This window comes from Mesorhizobium huakuii, from assembly GCF_030160235.1.
GTDB classification, from domain to species: Bacteria; Pseudomonadota; Alphaproteobacteria; order Rhizobiales; family Rhizobiaceae; genus Mesorhizobium; species Mesorhizobium huakuii.
Genome location: NZ_BSNY01000012.1, coordinates 375,511 through 390,991 on the forward strand (window position 1 = coordinate 375,511; position 15,481 = coordinate 390,991).

Consider the following 15,481-nt stretch of genomic DNA (forward strand, 5'->3'; position numbering starts at 1 on the left):
GAAGTCGAGTATGCGTAAGAAAATAGCGATCATTGGCGACAACTTCATGCTCCCGGAGGTGTTTCGCGCCAAAATCGAGAAGGTTGCGACTGGCGACCTCGACATCAGGACATTGCAGACCACCTGGCCCGACGAGCCGATGGAATTCGGCAATCCGGCGTTGGGGCTCGACAAGGTCAAGGAGTATTTCGGCCATCCGGACGAAGTCGTCGATTTCATCGGCGATGCCGAAATCCTCGTCACCCAGCTGGCGCCGCTGTCGGAGGCCATGATGCGGCGCTTGCCGACGCTTAAGCTGGTGGCGGTTTCGCGCGGCGGGCCGATCAACATCGACATGGCCGCCGCCAGGGCGCACGGCATCACCGTGGTCAACGTGCCCGGCCGCAACGCCACCGCGGTGGCGGAGTTCACCATCGGCGCGATCCTTGCAGAGACGCGGCTGATCCGGGTCGGTCACGAGGCCTTGCGCAAGGGCGAATGGCGCGGCGACCTCTACCGCGCCGACCGCACCGGCCGTGAGCTCAGCGAAATGACAGTCGGCGTTATCGGCTATGGCAATATCGGCACGAAAGTGGTGCGCCTGCTGCGCGCCTTCGGCTGCCACGTCCTGGTTTGCGACCCCTATGTGCAGTTGAGCGCCGACGACCGTAATGCCGGTGTCGAACTCGTCTCGCTGGACAATCTCCTCGTCCGCTCCGACGTGGTCACGCTGCATCCCCGGGTGACCGAGGAGACGCGCGGCCTGATCGGCCAGGACACCATCGCGCGGATGAAACCGGGCGTGATTCTCATCAACACCGCGCGCGGGCCGCTGGTCGACTATGATGCGCTCTACGAGGCGCTGGTTTCAGGCCAGATCGCCAGCGCCATGCTGGAGACCTTCGCGATCGAGCCGGTGCCGTCGGACTGGCCCTTGCTGCTGCTTCCCAATGTGACACTGACGCCGCACATTGCCGGCGCTTCGGTGCGCACCGTCACCTATGCGGCCGAACAGGCCGCCGAAGAGGTGCGCCGCTACCTCGCCGGCCTGCCTCCGGTCAATCCGTGCTGAGGCAATGGCCATGACGCATCAAACCGGCATCGAGGCCAAGGCGACATGAACGGCGGCCCTGAAATCGTCGACCTCTTCGTCATCGGCGGCGGCGTCAATGGCGCCGGCATCGCGCGCGACGCCGCCGGCCGTGGCCTTTCCGTCATCCTGTGCGAAAAGGACGATCTTGCCGAAGGCACCAGTTCGCGCTCTGGCAAGCTCGTCCATGGCGGCTTGCGCTATCTCGAATATTACGAGTTCCGCCTGGTGCGGGAGGCGCTGATCGAGCGCGAGGTGCTGCTGGAATCGGCGCCGCACATCATCTGGCCGATGCGCTTCGTGCTGCCGCACAGCCCTGACGACCGTCCGGCATGGCTGGTGCGGCTCGGCCTGTTCCTCTACGACCATCTCGGCGGCCGCAAGCGGCTGCCGGCGACCCGCACGCTCGACCTGCGCACCGCTCCCGAGGGCGCGCCGATCAAGGATGCCTTCAAGCGCGGCTTCGAATATTCCGACTGCTGGGTCGACGATGCCCGCCTCGTCGTCATCAATGCGCTCGACGCCGCCGAGCGCGGCGCCAGGGTTTTCACCCGCACCGCCTGCACCGCCGCCCGCCGCGAGAACGGCCTGTGGGTTGTCGAGGTGCAGGACGGCAGGACGGGTATCCGGACGGTGGTTCGGGCCCGTGCGTTGATCAATGCCGCCGGCCCCTGGGTCAACGACATCGTCAACCGCGTTGCCGGCCAGAACTCCAGGCGCAATGTGCGCCTGGTCAAGGGCAGCCACATCGTCGTGCCGAAATTCTGGGAAGGGCGGCAGGCCTATCTCATCCAGAACAGCGACAAGCGCGTGATCTTCATCAATCCCTATCAGAACGATCTCGCTCTGATCGGCACCACCGACATCCCTTATGAGGGCCGGCCCGAGGACGTGGCCGCGGATGAGAGCGAGATCGATTATCTGATCAGGGTGGTCAACCGCTATTTCAAGCGCGGCCTGGCGCGCGGCGATGTCGTTTATTCCTTCTCCGGCGTCCGGCCGCTTTATGACGACAATGCCGACAACCCCAGCGCTGTGACACGCGACTATATTTTCGAGCTCGACGCGCCGGACGCGCAGGCGCCGCTGCTCTCCGTCTTCGGCGGCAAGATCACCACCTTCCGCAAACTGGCCGAGCATGCGCTGGACAGGATCGCCCCATTCTTTCCCAAAATGGGCAAGCCGTGGACCGCGAAGGCGCATTTGCCCGGCGGCGATATCGCCAATGCCGATTTCGAACAGTTTCTCGGCGATCTCGGTGGCGAATATCCATGGATGCCGGCATCGCTGCTGAAGCATTACGGCCGGCTCTACGGCACAAGGACGCGAGCTTTGATTGGCGCGGCGCATTCGCTTGATGAACTCGGCCGCTGCTTCGGCAGGGATTTCTTCGAGCGAGAGGCTAACTATCTCTTCGACCGGGAATGGGCCGTGACGTCAGCCGATGTTCTGGAGCGGCGCACCAAGCACGGCCTGCATCTGTCCGCCGAGGAGAGGGCGGCCTTCGAGCATTGGTGCGCGAACCGGCTGGCGAGGGCAGGCTGATGGTCCATCCCGTCGATACCGGCGCCAGCGAATTCCGCATGCTGCGCTCCTTGTCCGCCAGCATCGGCGCCGACCCGCTGCTGGTTCAGGGGGCCGGCGGCAACACCTCCATCAAACAGGCGGGCGTGCTGTGGATAAAGGCGTCGGGCACCTGGCTGAAGAACGCACGCGACGACGAGATCATGGTGCCGGTCGCGCTGGCGCCGTTGCTGGATGCCGTGGCGCATCGCAGCCCGGCGGCGGAGACGGCCGGGCAGTTCACTCTGGTGGACCTCAACCCCCGCCAGTTGCGGCCCTCCATCGAGACCACGGTGCATGCGCTGCTGCCGCAGAAGATCGTGGTCCACGTCCATTGCGTCGAGACGATCTCGATCGCCGTGCAGGCCAATGCCGAAGCCCTGCTGGAGGAGCGCCTGCGCGGCCTCGAGTGGGCCTTCGTGCCCTATCGTCGCCCCGGCCTGCCGCTTGCGCAGGCGATCTCCGAGCGGCTGAAGCCCGCGACCAACGTGCTCGTGCTTGGCAATCACGGCCTGGTGGTTGCCGCCGACACGGTCGCCGAAGCGGCCTTGCTGCTGCAGAGGGTGACCGGGCTGCTCGCGCGGCCGCCTCGACCGTCGCCGTTGCCCGATCTCGATGCGCTGTTGAGGCTCGCCGCCGGCAGCGACTACCGGCTGCCGGCCTCGGTCGCCGCGCATGCCGTCGCGACTGATCTCGCCAGTTGCCGCATCGCCGCCTCCGGCAGCCTCTACCCGGATCATGTGATCTTCCTCGGCGTCGGCTCGGTGATCGCCGGCCCCGGCGAGAACGCGGCGGCGGTCGTGGCCCGCACTGGTTCCGCGCCGACATCCATCCTCTTTCCCGGCAAGGGCGTACTGATGCGCCGGGATGCCAATGCCGGCGCCGAAGCGATGGCGCGTTGTCTCTCCGACGTCGTCGCGCGCGTCGATGGCGCGGCGCGCGTCAACTATCTCAGCCCGAAGGAGAATGCCGAGTTGCTGAACTGGGACGCCGAGAAATACCGCCAGCAGCTCAACCGCGAGGGGGTGACGCTGCAATGACGGCGTTCCGCTCCACTGTCGTGCCGTGGCGCCGGGAGGGATAGCGTTGGCCTTCAAGCTCTCGCTCAACACCAATCCGCTGGTGAACCGCTTCGCCGATCCGGACGACCTGATCGACACCATCGCCCATGACATCGGCATAAGGGACGTGCAGCTCACGCATGAGTTCGTCAATCCCGGCTGGCCGGCTGCGACGATCGTCAAATTCGTCCGCTTGTTTCGCGGCGCGCTCGCCCGCACCGGCGTCCGTGTCACGTCCGGCATGACCGGTCCTTACGGCCGGCTCAATCATTTCGGTCACCCCGATGCCGATGTGCGGCGCTACTATGTCGACTGGTTCAAGACCTTTGCCGATATCTCGGCCGAGCTCGGTGCCAGCGGCATGGGCACGCAATTCGCCATCTTCACCCATCGCGACTTTGACGACCCCGAGCGCCGCGATCGGCTGTTCGACATCGCGCTGGACTGCTGGCGCGAGGTCGCCGAGCACGCCAGGGCGGCTGGCCTGACCTATTTGTTCTGGGAGCCGATGTCGGTTGGCCGCGAGTTCGGCCACACCATCGAGAATTGCCGGATGCTGCAGAACAGGATCGACGCCGCCGGCATGGCGATCCCTCTGGAGATGATGGTCGATATCGACCATGGTGACGTCACTTCAAGCGATCCTGTCGACATCGACCCCTACGCCTGGGCGGAAGCCTTTCCCAGGAAATCGCCGATCATCCACATCAAGCAGTCGTCGATGAACAAGGGCGGCCATTGGCCGTTCACATCAGCCTACAACAAGGATGGCCGCATCACGCCTGAAAAGCTGCTGGACACGGTGCGGCGCGGCGGCGGCACCGACAACGAGATCTGCCTCGAACTGTCGTTCCGCGAGCGCGAGCCGGTAGACCATCAGGTCGTCGCCATGATCCGCGAGTCCGTCGACTACTGGGCGCCGTTCATCGAGACGGGCAGGTCCGATCTCCTGCCAAAGGCCGGATGAAAGACGGGCAGGGGCCGATGCGGCTCCTGCCCGTTGAAGTCTACAGATTTGAAGTCGACCGAACTCAGCCGAACTTCGGGTCGAGACTGCCCGACTTGTAGCGCTTGGCCATTTCCGAAACCGGCAGCGGCTTGATCTTCGGTGCGTTGCCGGCGGTGCCGAACTGCTCGAACCGCTCCTTGCAGAGCTTGCGCATCGCCGCCATTGCCGGCGTCAGATATTTGCGCGGGTCGAACTCGCTGGGGTTTTCCGTCAGCACCTTGCGGATCGCGCCGGTCAGCGCCATGCGGTTGTCGGTGTCGATGTTGATCTTGCGCACGCCATGCTTGATGCCGCGCTGGATCTCTTCCACCGGCACGCCCCAGGTCGGCTTCATCTGGCCGCCATATTTGTTGATGATCTCCTGTAGGTCCTCCGGCACCGAGGACGAGCCATGCATGACCAGATGCATGTTGGGCAGGCGGCGATGGATCTCCTCGATGACGTTCATCGCCAGCACCGCGCCGTCCGGCTTGCGCGAGAATTTATAGGCACCGTGGCTGGTGCCCATGGCCACCGCCAGCGCATCGACATGGGTGTCGCGCACGAACTGTTCGGCCTGCACCGGGTCGGTCAGAAGCTGGTCGTGGCTGATCGCGCCCTCGACGCCATGGCCGTCTTCCTGCTCGCCGCCGCCGCTCTCCAGCGAACCGAGCACGCCGATCTCGCCTTCCACGGACACGCCACCCCAATGCGCCATGTCGACGACGCGCTTGGTGATGCCCGAATTGTAGGCGTAGTCGGCCGGCGACTTGCCGTCTTCCTTCAGCGAACCGTCCATCATCACCGAGGTGAAGCCGTACTGGATCGCGGTGACGCAGGTGGCTTCGTTGTTGCCATGGTCGAGATGCATGCAGACCGGGATGTCGGGATGGATCTCGACCAGCGCGTCGATCAGCTTGGCCAGCACCACGTCATTGGCATAGGCACGCGCACCGCGGCTTGCCTGCAGGATGACAGGCGATTTGGTCTCTTCCGCCGCCTCCATGATGGCGAGGCCCTGTTCCATGTTGTTCATGTTGAAGGCCGGCACGCCATAGCCGTATTCGGCGGCGTGATCGAGCAATTGTCTCAGTGTGATGCGAGCCAACGAATAGTCTCCCGTATCTGGTTTCAAACCTGGTGGTTGCGGACTGTCCGCGCATCGTCCAGCCCACCGATGCTTCTGGCCGGATTTCCGCGCAACCGCAACCGTCACAGCCCGTCTGAGCAGCAATTCTTGTTACAGCGCCGCGATCAGGGCAAGCGGAATATCCCAAAGATTTGTCTCATTATCACAAAATATTTGATACTTTTGCGACGGAAGCTGTTATATCTTGCGCTCGATCAAGGAGCCACGGTTAGGCGTTGGCGGTCAGCGGCAATGAAGAGCGATATCAGGCGGCAAGGCATTATGGAGTTCCTGATGGACGCCGGTCAGGCCGGCGTCGATGACCTCGCCTTGCGCTTTGGCGTGTCGAAGATGACCGTGCACCGCGACCTCGACGAGCTCGAGGAAAGCGGTTTCCTGCGCAAGGTGCGCGGCGGCGCCTCGATCCAGCCGAGCAGCCTGTTCGAAAGCGATTTCCGCTACCGGCAGAAGCAGGCGACCGAGGAAAAGCAGCGCCTGGCCGCGGCCGCCGTGGCCATTATCGAACCCGGCCAGACGGTGATCATCGATGACGGCTCGACGGCGGGCGGCATTGCGCGCCATCTCGCCGACCTGCGGCCGCTGACCGTGATCTCCAACAATCTGGCCGTCATCCAGGAACTGGCCGGCGCCGGAGGGATCAACCTGATCGCGCTCGGCGGCCAATACAGCAAGAAGTTCCACGGCTTCTTCGGCCTGCTGGCCGAGGCTTCGCTCAAATCACTGCGCGCCGACATCGCCTTCCTGTCATCTTCGGCCATCCATGGCGCTTGCGCCTTCCACCAGGACCAGGAGGTGGTGCAGGCCAAGCGGCTGATGATGGCGGCGGCGACCCGCAAATATCTGCTGGTCGATCACGGCAAGTTCGGCCGCACGGCGCTGCACTTCCTGACCGATCTCAGCGCATTCGACACGGTCTTCACCGGCCGCGCGCCCGAACCGGGCGTGCGCGCGGCACTGGATGCCGCCGGCGTTTCGCTGACGGTGATCGACAAGGGATCATGATCCCGAAAATCCGCGGATCGTGATCAACAGAGGTAAGGAGCAGTACGCGTGGTCTACTGGGTCGGTACAAGCTGGAAGATGAACAAGACGCTCGCCGAGGCGCTGGATTTCGCGGAGCGCCTGGCCGGCTTCATTCCCGGTTTCGATGACCGCATCCAGCCTTTCGTCATCCCGCCTTTCACCGCCGTGCGCGAGGTCAAGCGGGCGCTGTCGTCGACGCGCGTCAAGGTCGGCGCCCAGAACATGCATTGGGCCGATGCCGGCGCCTGGACCGGCGAAATCTCGCCGTTGATGCTGAGGGATTGCGGGCTCGATCTGGTCGAACTCGGCCACAGCGAACGGCGCGAGCACTTTGGCGAGACCGACCGTACGGTTGGCCTGAAGACGGCGGCCGCCGTGAAGCACGGGTTGATCCCGCTGATCTGTGTCGGCGAGACGCTGGGCGAGCGTGAAAGTGGCAAGGCCGGTGCCGTGCTGAGCGCCCAGGTCGAGGGCGCGCTGCAATTCCTTGAAGGCGAGGCGAGGGGCGCGAAAATCCTGTTCGCCTACGAGCCGGTCTGGGCGATCGGCGACAAGGGCATTCCGGCCAGCGCCGACTATGCCGACAAGCAGCAGGCATTGATCAAGACAGTGGCCGGCGGCCTGCTTCCGTCGGTGCCGCCGGTGCTTTATGGCGGCAGCGTCAATCCCGGCAATGCCGCCGAACTGGTCGGCCAGCCCAATATAGACGGCCTCTTCATCGGCCGCTCCGCCTGGCAGGCGGACGGCTACATCGACATTCTCGGCCGCGCCTCGGCGGCGATCTGAAACCATCCGAACCGGAAAGGGAAAAACATGAAAATAGCCATCGGAGCCGACAGCGCCGGCAAACCGCTGCTCGATGTCATCGCCGCGCACCTTGCCACCAAATCCGGCCTGACGGTCAGCGATCTCAGCCAGGCCGGCTATTATGCCGACCTGTCGCAAAAACTCGCCCAGACCATCATCGACGGCGAGAACGATCGCGGCATCCTGTTCTGCGGCACCGGCATCGGCGTCTCGATCTCTGCCAACAAGGTACCGGGCATCCGCGCCGCACTCACCCACGACACCTATTCGGCCGAGCGCGCGGCGAAATCCAACAACGCGCAGATAATCACCATGGGCGCCCGTGTCATCGGCCCGGAACTGGCCAAGGCGATCGTCGATACGTGGCTCGCCTCCGAGTTCGACGAACAAGGTCCCTCGGCCGGCAATGTCCAGGCGATCAACAGGCTCGACGCGGCAAAACCCGCATGATCCGCGCAGGCGAGCCTGTGGCATAGGCTGAGAAAACCCCGGCGTACCGGGCCGGAATGCCGTGGGCGACGATGCCGGCGCTACTTCTACCTGCCGAGCCTGGCCGCGAGGGAACGCCGCACGTCCTCTTCCGCGCCGTCCAGCAGGTCGATCAGCACCTTGCTGGTGGCTGCCGGGTCGCGCTTTTCGATGTTCTCGACAATCTGCCGGTGCAGGCTGAGCGAGTGGCGCTGACCGTCTGGATTGTCGTCCGAAAGCCGGAAGCTGATCACCAGTGCCGTCTCGATCAAGGCCGCCAGCGAACCGATCAGCTCATTGCCCGACATATGCAGGATCGCCTGGTGGAAGGCCAGATCCGGTACCGCGAAGCGTTCGCCGTCATCGCCGGCCTGTTCCATCTCTTCGAGGAGTGCCCGCAATTCGGCGATCTGCTCCGGGCTGGCGCGCTCCGCCGCCAGGGCCCCGGCCGTCGGCTCGATCGCGCGGCGCAGTTCGAACAGGGAGCGCGCCTCCTCGGCCGTCGTTCTCGAGCCGAAACGCCACAAGAGCACATCCGGGTCGAGGAAATTCCAGTCCTTGCGCGGGCGCACCCTGGTTCCGGTCCGGGGGCGCATTTCCACCATGCCCTTGCCCGCCAGCACCTTGACGACTTCCCGCAGGCCGGTGCGGCTCGCGCCATAGGAAGCGCTCCAATCGTCGCCGTTCGGTAACTGGTCGCCCGGGATCAATTCGCCGCGCACGATGCTGAGGCCGATTTCGTTGAGCAGCCTTGCGTGGAGGCCGGAATGCGACGAGCCTGCCATGCGCGACGTCATCCGGGATGCCCTGGAATGGGCTGCTGAATTCTTCATACTATTCCCATTATTCATATGATTGTCACGTGCTCATTCTAGTGAGCACATCGTTGAACTCCCCGCCAGAGCGATCGACGAACCACAGCGCAGATAGCACCCGAAGAACCACGAAATCTCGAGTCTTGCCATCGCCGACGGCCGCCACCGTCGTTGGTCGATGTCGTGCGCGTCGAGCCGTCGATCATAAACACCAACAGGAACGCGCCAGAAATGTCTCCCAAGATGATCGATCACGCCAGCAAAGCCGCCCGGAAGGGAACGGCTCGCCTTCCGAAACCCATAAGCTCCTGCATCTTCGTGTCCAGCGCGCTTGCCATGACATCGGTGCCGGCACTCGCCGTCGAGCCCTGGATCATGGTCGAGAAGACGACCTTCACCGGCGACGCGATAACTGCGAAGCAGCAGGGCGTGACCACCGATGGCACAAACTGGTACTTCTCTGGCACCAATATTCTCGAGCGCACCGACAAGAACTACGATCCGGACCTGCGTGTCGCGCCTGCCATTCCGCTTGCTCTCCAGCTTCCGTCTGAATTTTCCAGCATGGGGCTGAACCATATTGGCGACATCGACTATGCCGACGGGCTTCTCTACATCTCACTTGACACGAGCAAGCGCGACCCGATTACCGGCGGCAAATATGACCACCCGGTTTTCGCGGTCTTCTGCGCCAGCGACATGAGCTATACCGGCCAGGCCTTTTCGCTCAACCCGCCCCATGGCACCCATGACATCGCCAGCTGGGTTGCCGTCGACGCCAAGAACGGCCTCGGCTACGGCATGGCATATGAGAACGCGACCGAATTGGCGGTCTACAACCTGTCGGATTGGAGCTTCAAGGAATACATCCCGCTGACGCAAACCATCTCCCAGGCACAGGGCGGCAAGCTGCTCGACGGCTGGATGTATTTTTCGACCGACAATGATCAGAAGATCATCTACCGGGCGAACCTCAAGACCGGCGAAGTCGAGAATCTCGGCAATCTGAACATCGGTCGCGAGCAGGAAGTCGAAGGGCTTTCCTTCAACCAGACGAAGGATGGCTGGTCGATGTACATCCTCAACCGGGAAGCGCTGGAGAGCGACCCCACCGTTGAGGCGGTCGGCTTCTATCGCTATCTGCGCCCCTACGGAAACGCGCTCTCCGGCGAAATCCACGCCGATATCAATGGCGCGCTTGTCGAGGACAGCCGCTTCGCACGGGATGCCGCCAACAGCCGGATTCGTTCTGCCTTCGATGCGGTCTCCGCACCCGTCCTGACAACCGCCAGCATCGACACCGACGGCGCCCACGCCGCGCCCGCCAATGCCGACGGCATCGTGATCTGGAGCCAGGCACTGGCAATGACGGGTGATGCGAACGGCTCCGGCGATGCCGCTGCCTTCGGCCGCAACACGGCAGGATTCATCGGTGGCGCCGACGCACCGGTCGGAAGCTGGCGAGTTGGCGTGCTCGGCGGCTACAGCCACTCGCGCTTCGACGTCACCGACCGTGCTTCATCCGGCTCCAGCGACAACTACAATATCGGTCTCTATGCCGGCACGCAGATGGGCCAGTTCGGTTTCCGCGCCGGCGCGATCTATGGCTGGCATGACATCGAGACCAGGCGCAACGTGGTCTTCCCCGCCTTCAGCGAACAGCTCTCCGCCGACTACAATGCCGCGACGGCGCAGGCTTTCAGCGAACTGGCCTATCGGTTCGACATCGGCCGCAATGCCTTCGAACCCTTCGCCAATCTCGCCTATGTCCATCTGAACACCGATGGCTTCGCCGAGACCGGGGGCGCGACTTCGGCGCTGGCGGCACAGAAGACAACGACCGAAAACACCTTCTCGACCTTTGGCGTTCGCGCTTCGACCCAGTTCGACGCAGGGACGACCAAGACCGCCCTGCACGGCATGCTGGGCTGGCAGCACGCCTATGGCGATGTCGATCCGGCTTCCAATCTGGCCTTCAATACCGGAGCATCCTTTGCCATTTCGGGTGTGCCGATCGCCAGGGACGCGCTGGCGATCGAAGCTGGACTGGATGTCTCCCTGTCGTCCAATGCGACGCTCGGCGCGTCCTATTCCGGGCAGATCGCCAAGGAAGCGCAGGGACATGCCTTCAAGGTCAGTTTCGATCTGAAGCTATAGATCCGAAGCCAGACCCTTGCGCATCGCGCCGATCGCGGTGACGGCCGATGCCGCGCCGGGGTCGATATGCCCGAGCGATCGCTCGCCGAGCCGCGAGGAGCGGCCCTTGGCTGCGATCATGTCCTTGGTTGCTTCCGCCCCACGCTCGGCGGCGGCAAGGGCCGCCTCGAGACACTGAGCCAAGGTCTTGCCGGCTACACTGGCCGCGGCGGCCGCTTCGGCCGCCGGTTGCCAGGCATCGACCATCGTCTTTTCGCCCGGTTCCGCCTTGCCGCGATCCTTGATGCCTTGTGCCATGGCCTGGAACAGGGCGATGAAGTCCGCATCCGCCAGCGCCGCCTTGCCCTTGACGGCGGCACCGGCGCGCATGAAGGCCGTCGCATAGAGTGGGCCCGAGGACGCGCCGACGGCATTGAGGAATGATTTCGCCGCGGTGTTGAGCAGCACCGTCGGCTCGGTCACCGCAAGGTTGAGCGACGCCAGCGCATCGCGCACGGCATTGAAGCCGAGCGCCATGGCAATGCCGTGGTCGGCATCGCCAATGACGCCGTCGAGCTGGCAGAGCCGGTCCTTGTCGGCCTCGATCGCCTCCGCGATCGTATCGAACATTCTTTTCAGGTCAGCGGTTTCGATGGTCACTGGATTGCTCTTTCGTCAGCCGGCACGAAACATGGCGCAGTCGCAGGGATGGTCGAGCATGGTCTGCAATTCCGCGTCGAGATGAAAAAGTGTCACCGAGGCGCCGGCCATTTCCAGCGACGTGCAGTAATTGCCGACCCAGGTCGCATGAATGGATACGCCGATATCGTCGAGCCGCTGCTTGACCCGCCGGTTCATGATGTAGAGCTCCATCAGCGGCGTCGAGCCGAGCGAGTTGACCAGCACCGCGACCTTGTCGCCGCGCTTCGGCGCCATCTCGGCGAAAATCTTGTCCAGCATCTCGTCGGTGATCGCATCGGCGCTCCCGAGCTTGCCGCGGGCGATGCCGGGTTCGCCATGGATGCCCATGCCGATCTCCATTTCGTCCGCGCCGATCTCGAAATTCGGCCGCCGCGTCTGCGGCAGCGAGCAGGGCGACAGCGCTACCCCCATGGTGAAGGTGTGGTCGTTTGCCTTGCGCGCGATGCGCTCGACTTCGTCGAGGGAGAGCATCCGGTCGCAGGCCGCACCGGCGGCCTTGAAGATGAAGAAATTGCCGGCGACGCCGCGACGCTTCTGCCGCTGGTCGCGTGGCGCCGAGGCGACGTCGTCGGTAGTCAACACGGTACGCACTTCGATGTCGTCCATCGCGGCCATTTCGGCCGCCATGTCGAAATTCATAACGTCGCCGGCATAGTTGCCGTACATGAACAAGACGCCGCCGCCGCCGCTGACCGCCTTGGCGCATTCGAGGATCGGATCGGGCGGCGGCGAGGCAAAGACGTTGCCGATGGCGGCCGCATCCGCCAGTCCCTTGCCGACAAAGCCGAGAAAGGTCGGTTCATGGCCTGAGCCGCCACCGATCACCAGCCCGACCTTGCCGGGCCGCGGCCCGTCACGGGCGATGATGGAGCGCGGGCTGCCGTCCGCGCTCCTGAGGTGGCGAGGATGCGCGGCGAGGATCCCTTCGAGCATCTCGTCGACCGCGCGGTTGCCGTCATTGATGATCTTCTTGGTCTGCACCGGCATCCTCCCCGAACTCGGTATTTCGCAAATACTACCGGGTGTTATCGTGATTTCCACCCGGCCGGGAAGATTTCATGCCGCGATCTCCTCCCGCGCGGCGAGAATTTCCACGCAAGCCCTGGCCGCTTCCTTGCCCTTGACGGTGAAGTGCTCGAAGAAGAAGCGATGGTGCTCGGCGCTGTCGTGGTAATTGTGCGGCGTCAGCACCGCCGAAAGCACCGGAACGCCGGTCGACAGCTGCACGTTCATCATACCGTCGATGACGGCGCTGGCGACAAACTCATGCCGGTAGATGCCGCCATTGACGACGAAGGCCGTGCCGAGGATCGCGGCGTAGCGGCCGGTCTCAGCCAAGGTCTTGGCGTGCAGCGGGATTTCGTAGGCGCCAGGCACGTCGAAGACATCGACGGCGAAGCGGTCGCCTCCGATGTCGGCCAGTTCCGCCGCGAAGGCGTTGACGCACTGATCGACGATATCGGCGTGCCAGCGCGCGCGGATGACGGCGATGCGAACAGTTTCATAGTCTTTGTGGGAATGCTGATTCATGGGTCCATCCTTCCGTTTCGAACCAGAATCAGGACGCACGATACGGTAATCCGGCCCGCCGGAGCGGTCCGTTTTCCGTTTCGTCCTCTTTCATCCGGACTGTAACCGTCGGCTCCGGAATCACACCGGATCTGCTGACCTTTCCAATTGTCTTGGAAAGCGCTCGCGGGCTTAAGTCGAGACTCTTACCGCCGGTGGGGACTTTCACCCCGCCCTGAGAACATTAACGGCTTTGTATGGAGGGACGGGCGCGCTGATGTCAATCTCGCGACGACCAGTGGCTAGTCACGTTCTGTCAACTGGAACAATCCGGTGAAAGAACCGCTCTATCGCGTGCGCCACGCCGCCGCCGCTACGGCAACCAGCATCAGCAGCGCCGCAACGATCGCGCAGGTTGCGAAGCCGAAGCTGGAATAGATCGGCCCGAAGCCGGTGGTGCCGATAAAGACCGCCAGATAGGTGACCGCGCTGTTCAGGCCCATGATCGTGCCGCGCTGTGAGGGATCGAGTGCCGAGAGGCGCATCACCAGGACGTTCAGCCCGAAATGATTGGCAAGTCCCCACACCGCCACCATGGCTAGAGTCAGGCCGAAACTGTTGCTCGTCGCGGCAATGGCGACATAGACGGCGGCGACAAGAAGATAGGCGAACGGCATGACGCGGCGGGCGCCTAGGCGATCGATCACGCCATCGAGGAGGGCAGCCGTGCCGAAACCGATGCCATAGGCAAATGCTGCCCAGCCATTGGCGCTCACCGGTTTGCCCAGCCCACTGTGCAGGTAGTCGCCGAGATAGCCATAGACGCCGTAGAAGGCGGTCATGAAGGCCGCGCAGGCGACGAGAAGCGGCACGATGCCGGGAATGCCGAGCGCCGCCAACGGCGTTGGCGCCGGGCCGCTCTTCCTGACGTCGCTAAGCGACGTCAGGGTGAGGCTGGCCAGCGCCAGCATTGCCAGCACCGCGACCGTCGCGAAGACCGCGCGCCAATGCACGAGATCGGCAAGCACTGCCGACAGCGAAACGCCGGCCACCATGCTGAGCGTCCATCCGGTCAGCACGACGCCGATGGTGCCGCTTTCGCGGCCGGGCGGCGCGATCGCCGCCGAACTGGCATAGATCGCCGGCATGGCGACGCCGGCGGCGATGCCGGCGACGAGCTGGGCCGCGACCAGCATGATCAGTATCGGTGCGGCCGCGCTGGCGACGAGAGCAATGGCCAGCAACAGCAATGCCCCTTGCAGCATCCGGCGGGCGCCGAGCCGGTCGATATAGCGGGCGAGGAACAGGGCGCTTGCCGAGGTCCCCAAGCCAAAGGCTGCCGCCGCGACCATGACGGTCGGGACGCTGCTTTCGAAGGACGAGGCCACCGCCGGGGCTATCGGGCCCAGGACCAGCGAATTCGAGCCGATCACGGCAATGCAGCCGGTCAACAGATAGGCGAGGGCCGGGATCGGCGGCCTGGCGTCTGTTGCCAAGGCTATGGCTTGATTGCTGTTCGACATATCATCATAATGGCCGTATTAAATTCCGTGACAATCAGGATTTTTGACATGGATGAAGAAACAGATGGCATTCTGCAGAACAGGCCAGCGCCCCGTGATATCGATGCGATTGACCGAAAAATATTAGGCGTTCTCGTTGACGACGCGACGGTCAGCTACGCGGAGCTCGGCGATCGGGTCGGGCTTTCGCCGCCAGCCGCGCATGAACGGGTCAAACGTCTTCGGCGTAGCGGCGCGATTCGCGGCACGGCAGCGATCATCGACCCCAAGGCGGTGAAGAAGCCGCTGCTCGCCTTCGTGCATATCGACACCAGGGGCTGGGGCAAGACTCCGGAGCTGATGGCGGTTTCGCAATATCCGGAAGTCGAGGAGATTCATACCGTCGCCGGCGATACCTGCATGCTGCTGAAGGTCCGCACGGAAGATACGAGGGCGCTGGAAGGCCTGCTTGCCCGCCTCTACGAAACGCCCGGCGTCACTTCGACGCGCAGCTATGTGGTGCTGTCGACCTATCTCGAGCGGCCGGTGCAGCCCGGCATCACCGACAAGTGGCCAACGCCGGGCCACATGAGCAAGCCGCTGTATTAGAGCAATTCCAGGAAAAGCGTGAGCGCTTTCCCTAGGGAATTGCGTCAAAACAAAGAGTTAGAGCGGTTCGCCGTTTCCA

Annotated in this window: 15 protein-coding genes and 1 riboswitch; of the genes, 9 read left to right on the forward strand and 6 right to left on the reverse strand. The window is 63.7% G+C overall.

Annotated features, from left to right (window positions below; all coding sequences use genetic code 11):
- Positions 1–10 precede the first annotated feature (10 nt).
- Genes QQK95_RS06545 through QQK95_RS06560 form a run of 4 tightly spaced genes read left to right on the forward strand, consistent with a single transcriptional unit; the run spans position 11 to position 4,660 of the window.
- Complete coding sequence (locus QQK95_RS06545) at positions 11–1,051, forward strand: 2-hydroxyacid dehydrogenase (protein ID WP_284270072.1); 1,041 nt, start codon at positions 11–13, stop codon at positions 1,049–1,051.
- A gap of 45 nt (positions 1,052–1,096) precedes the next feature.
- On the forward strand, positions 1,097–2,614 hold the full coding sequence (locus tag QQK95_RS06550; RefSeq protein WP_284270074.1) for a glycerol-3-phosphate dehydrogenase: 1,518 nt from the start codon (positions 1,097–1,099) through the stop codon (positions 2,612–2,614).
- Positions 2,584–3,672 carry a class II aldolase gene (locus QQK95_RS06555; protein WP_284270077.1) on the forward strand — a complete coding sequence of 363 codons (1,089 nt, stop codon included), beginning with the start codon at positions 2,584–2,586 and terminating at the stop codon, positions 3,670–3,672. The genes QQK95_RS06550 and QQK95_RS06555 overlap by 31 nt, the downstream gene beginning before the upstream one ends.
- Before the next feature lie 46 nt (positions 3,673–3,718).
- Positions 3,719–4,660 (forward strand): sugar phosphate isomerase/epimerase family protein, encoded by a 942-nt coding sequence (locus QQK95_RS06560; RefSeq protein WP_284270079.1) that lies wholly within the window; start codon positions 3,719–3,721, stop codon positions 4,658–4,660.
- 64 nt (positions 4,661–4,724) lie between these two features.
- Here QQK95_RS06560 and fba read toward each other — a convergent pair whose 3' ends face one another.
- The gene (gene fba / locus QQK95_RS06565; RefSeq protein WP_095771163.1) at positions 4,725–5,789 is read right to left on the reverse strand and encodes a class II fructose-bisphosphate aldolase; all 1,065 of its coding nucleotides are present in this window, start codon (positions 5,787–5,789) and stop codon (positions 4,725–4,727) included.
- A 273-nt stretch (positions 5,790–6,062) separates the two neighbouring features.
- Between fba and QQK95_RS06570 the strand changes: the two genes are divergently transcribed.
- The 3 genes from QQK95_RS06570 to derI are packed head-to-tail and all read left to right on the forward strand — an operon-like array spanning position 6,063 to position 8,111.
- Positions 6,063–6,833 carry a DeoR/GlpR family DNA-binding transcription regulator gene (locus QQK95_RS06570; protein ID WP_284270101.1) on the forward strand — a complete coding sequence of 257 codons (771 nt, stop codon included), beginning with the start codon at positions 6,063–6,065 and terminating at the stop codon, positions 6,831–6,833.
- A gap of 48 nt (positions 6,834–6,881) precedes the next feature.
- The gene (locus QQK95_RS06575; protein ID WP_284270103.1) at positions 6,882–7,640 is read left to right on the forward strand and encodes a triose-phosphate isomerase; all 759 of its coding nucleotides are present in this window, start codon (positions 6,882–6,884) and stop codon (positions 7,638–7,640) included.
- A 27-nt stretch (positions 7,641–7,667) separates the two neighbouring features.
- Complete coding sequence (gene derI, locus QQK95_RS06580; RefSeq protein ID WP_096455674.1) at positions 7,668–8,111, forward strand: D-erythrulose-4-phosphate isomerase; 444 nt, start codon at positions 7,668–7,670, stop codon at positions 8,109–8,111.
- A gap of 86 nt (positions 8,112–8,197) precedes the next feature.
- Here derI and QQK95_RS06585 read toward each other — a convergent pair whose 3' ends face one another.
- Positions 8,198–8,926: a FadR/GntR family transcriptional regulator gene (locus QQK95_RS06585; protein WP_284270107.1), complete on the reverse strand. Its 729-nt coding sequence runs from the start codon at positions 8,924–8,926 to the stop codon at positions 8,198–8,200.
- 249 nt (positions 8,927–9,175) lie between these two features.
- On the opposite strand from QQK95_RS06585, the gene QQK95_RS06590 reads away from it, so the two are divergent.
- A complete protein-coding gene (locus QQK95_RS06590; RefSeq protein WP_284270110.1) occupies positions 9,176–11,101 on the forward strand; it encodes an autotransporter outer membrane beta-barrel domain-containing protein in 1,926 nt (641 codons plus the stop codon).
- On the opposite strand, the gene dhaL is transcribed toward QQK95_RS06590, so the two are convergent.
- From dhaL to QQK95_RS06610, 4 genes are all read right to left on the reverse strand, one after another.
- On the reverse strand, positions 11,096–11,740 hold the full coding sequence (gene dhaL / locus QQK95_RS06595; protein ID WP_284270112.1) for a dihydroxyacetone kinase subunit DhaL: 645 nt from the start codon (positions 11,738–11,740) through the stop codon (positions 11,096–11,098). The genes QQK95_RS06590 and dhaL overlap by 6 nt on opposite strands.
- 15 nt (positions 11,741–11,755) lie before the next feature.
- Positions 11,756–12,769, reverse strand: a complete 1,014-nt coding sequence (locus tag QQK95_RS06600; RefSeq protein WP_284270114.1) for a dihydroxyacetone kinase subunit DhaK — start codon at positions 12,767–12,769, stop codon at positions 11,756–11,758.
- Positions 12,770–12,838: 69 nt separating this feature from the next.
- Positions 12,839–13,312: a 6,7-dimethyl-8-ribityllumazine synthase gene (locus QQK95_RS06605; protein WP_284270116.1), complete on the reverse strand. Its 474-nt coding sequence runs from the start codon at positions 13,310–13,312 to the stop codon at positions 12,839–12,841.
- A 78-nt stretch (positions 13,313–13,390) separates the two neighbouring features.
- Positions 13,391–13,538: riboswitch (FMN riboswitch) on the reverse strand.
- Positions 13,539–13,638: 100 nt separating this feature from the next.
- Positions 13,639–14,814 carry an MFS transporter gene (locus tag QQK95_RS06610; RefSeq protein WP_284270118.1) on the reverse strand — a complete coding sequence of 392 codons (1,176 nt, stop codon included), beginning with the start codon at positions 14,812–14,814 and terminating at the stop codon, positions 13,639–13,641.
- Between the two features lie 48 nt (positions 14,815–14,862).
- Here QQK95_RS06610 and QQK95_RS06615 point away from each other — a divergent pair, with 48 nt between their 5' ends.
- Positions 14,863–15,402, forward strand: a complete 540-nt coding sequence (locus QQK95_RS06615; RefSeq protein WP_284270120.1) for an Lrp/AsnC family transcriptional regulator — start codon at positions 14,863–14,865, stop codon at positions 15,400–15,402.
- The last annotated feature ends 79 nt before the right edge of the window (positions 15,403–15,481 follow it).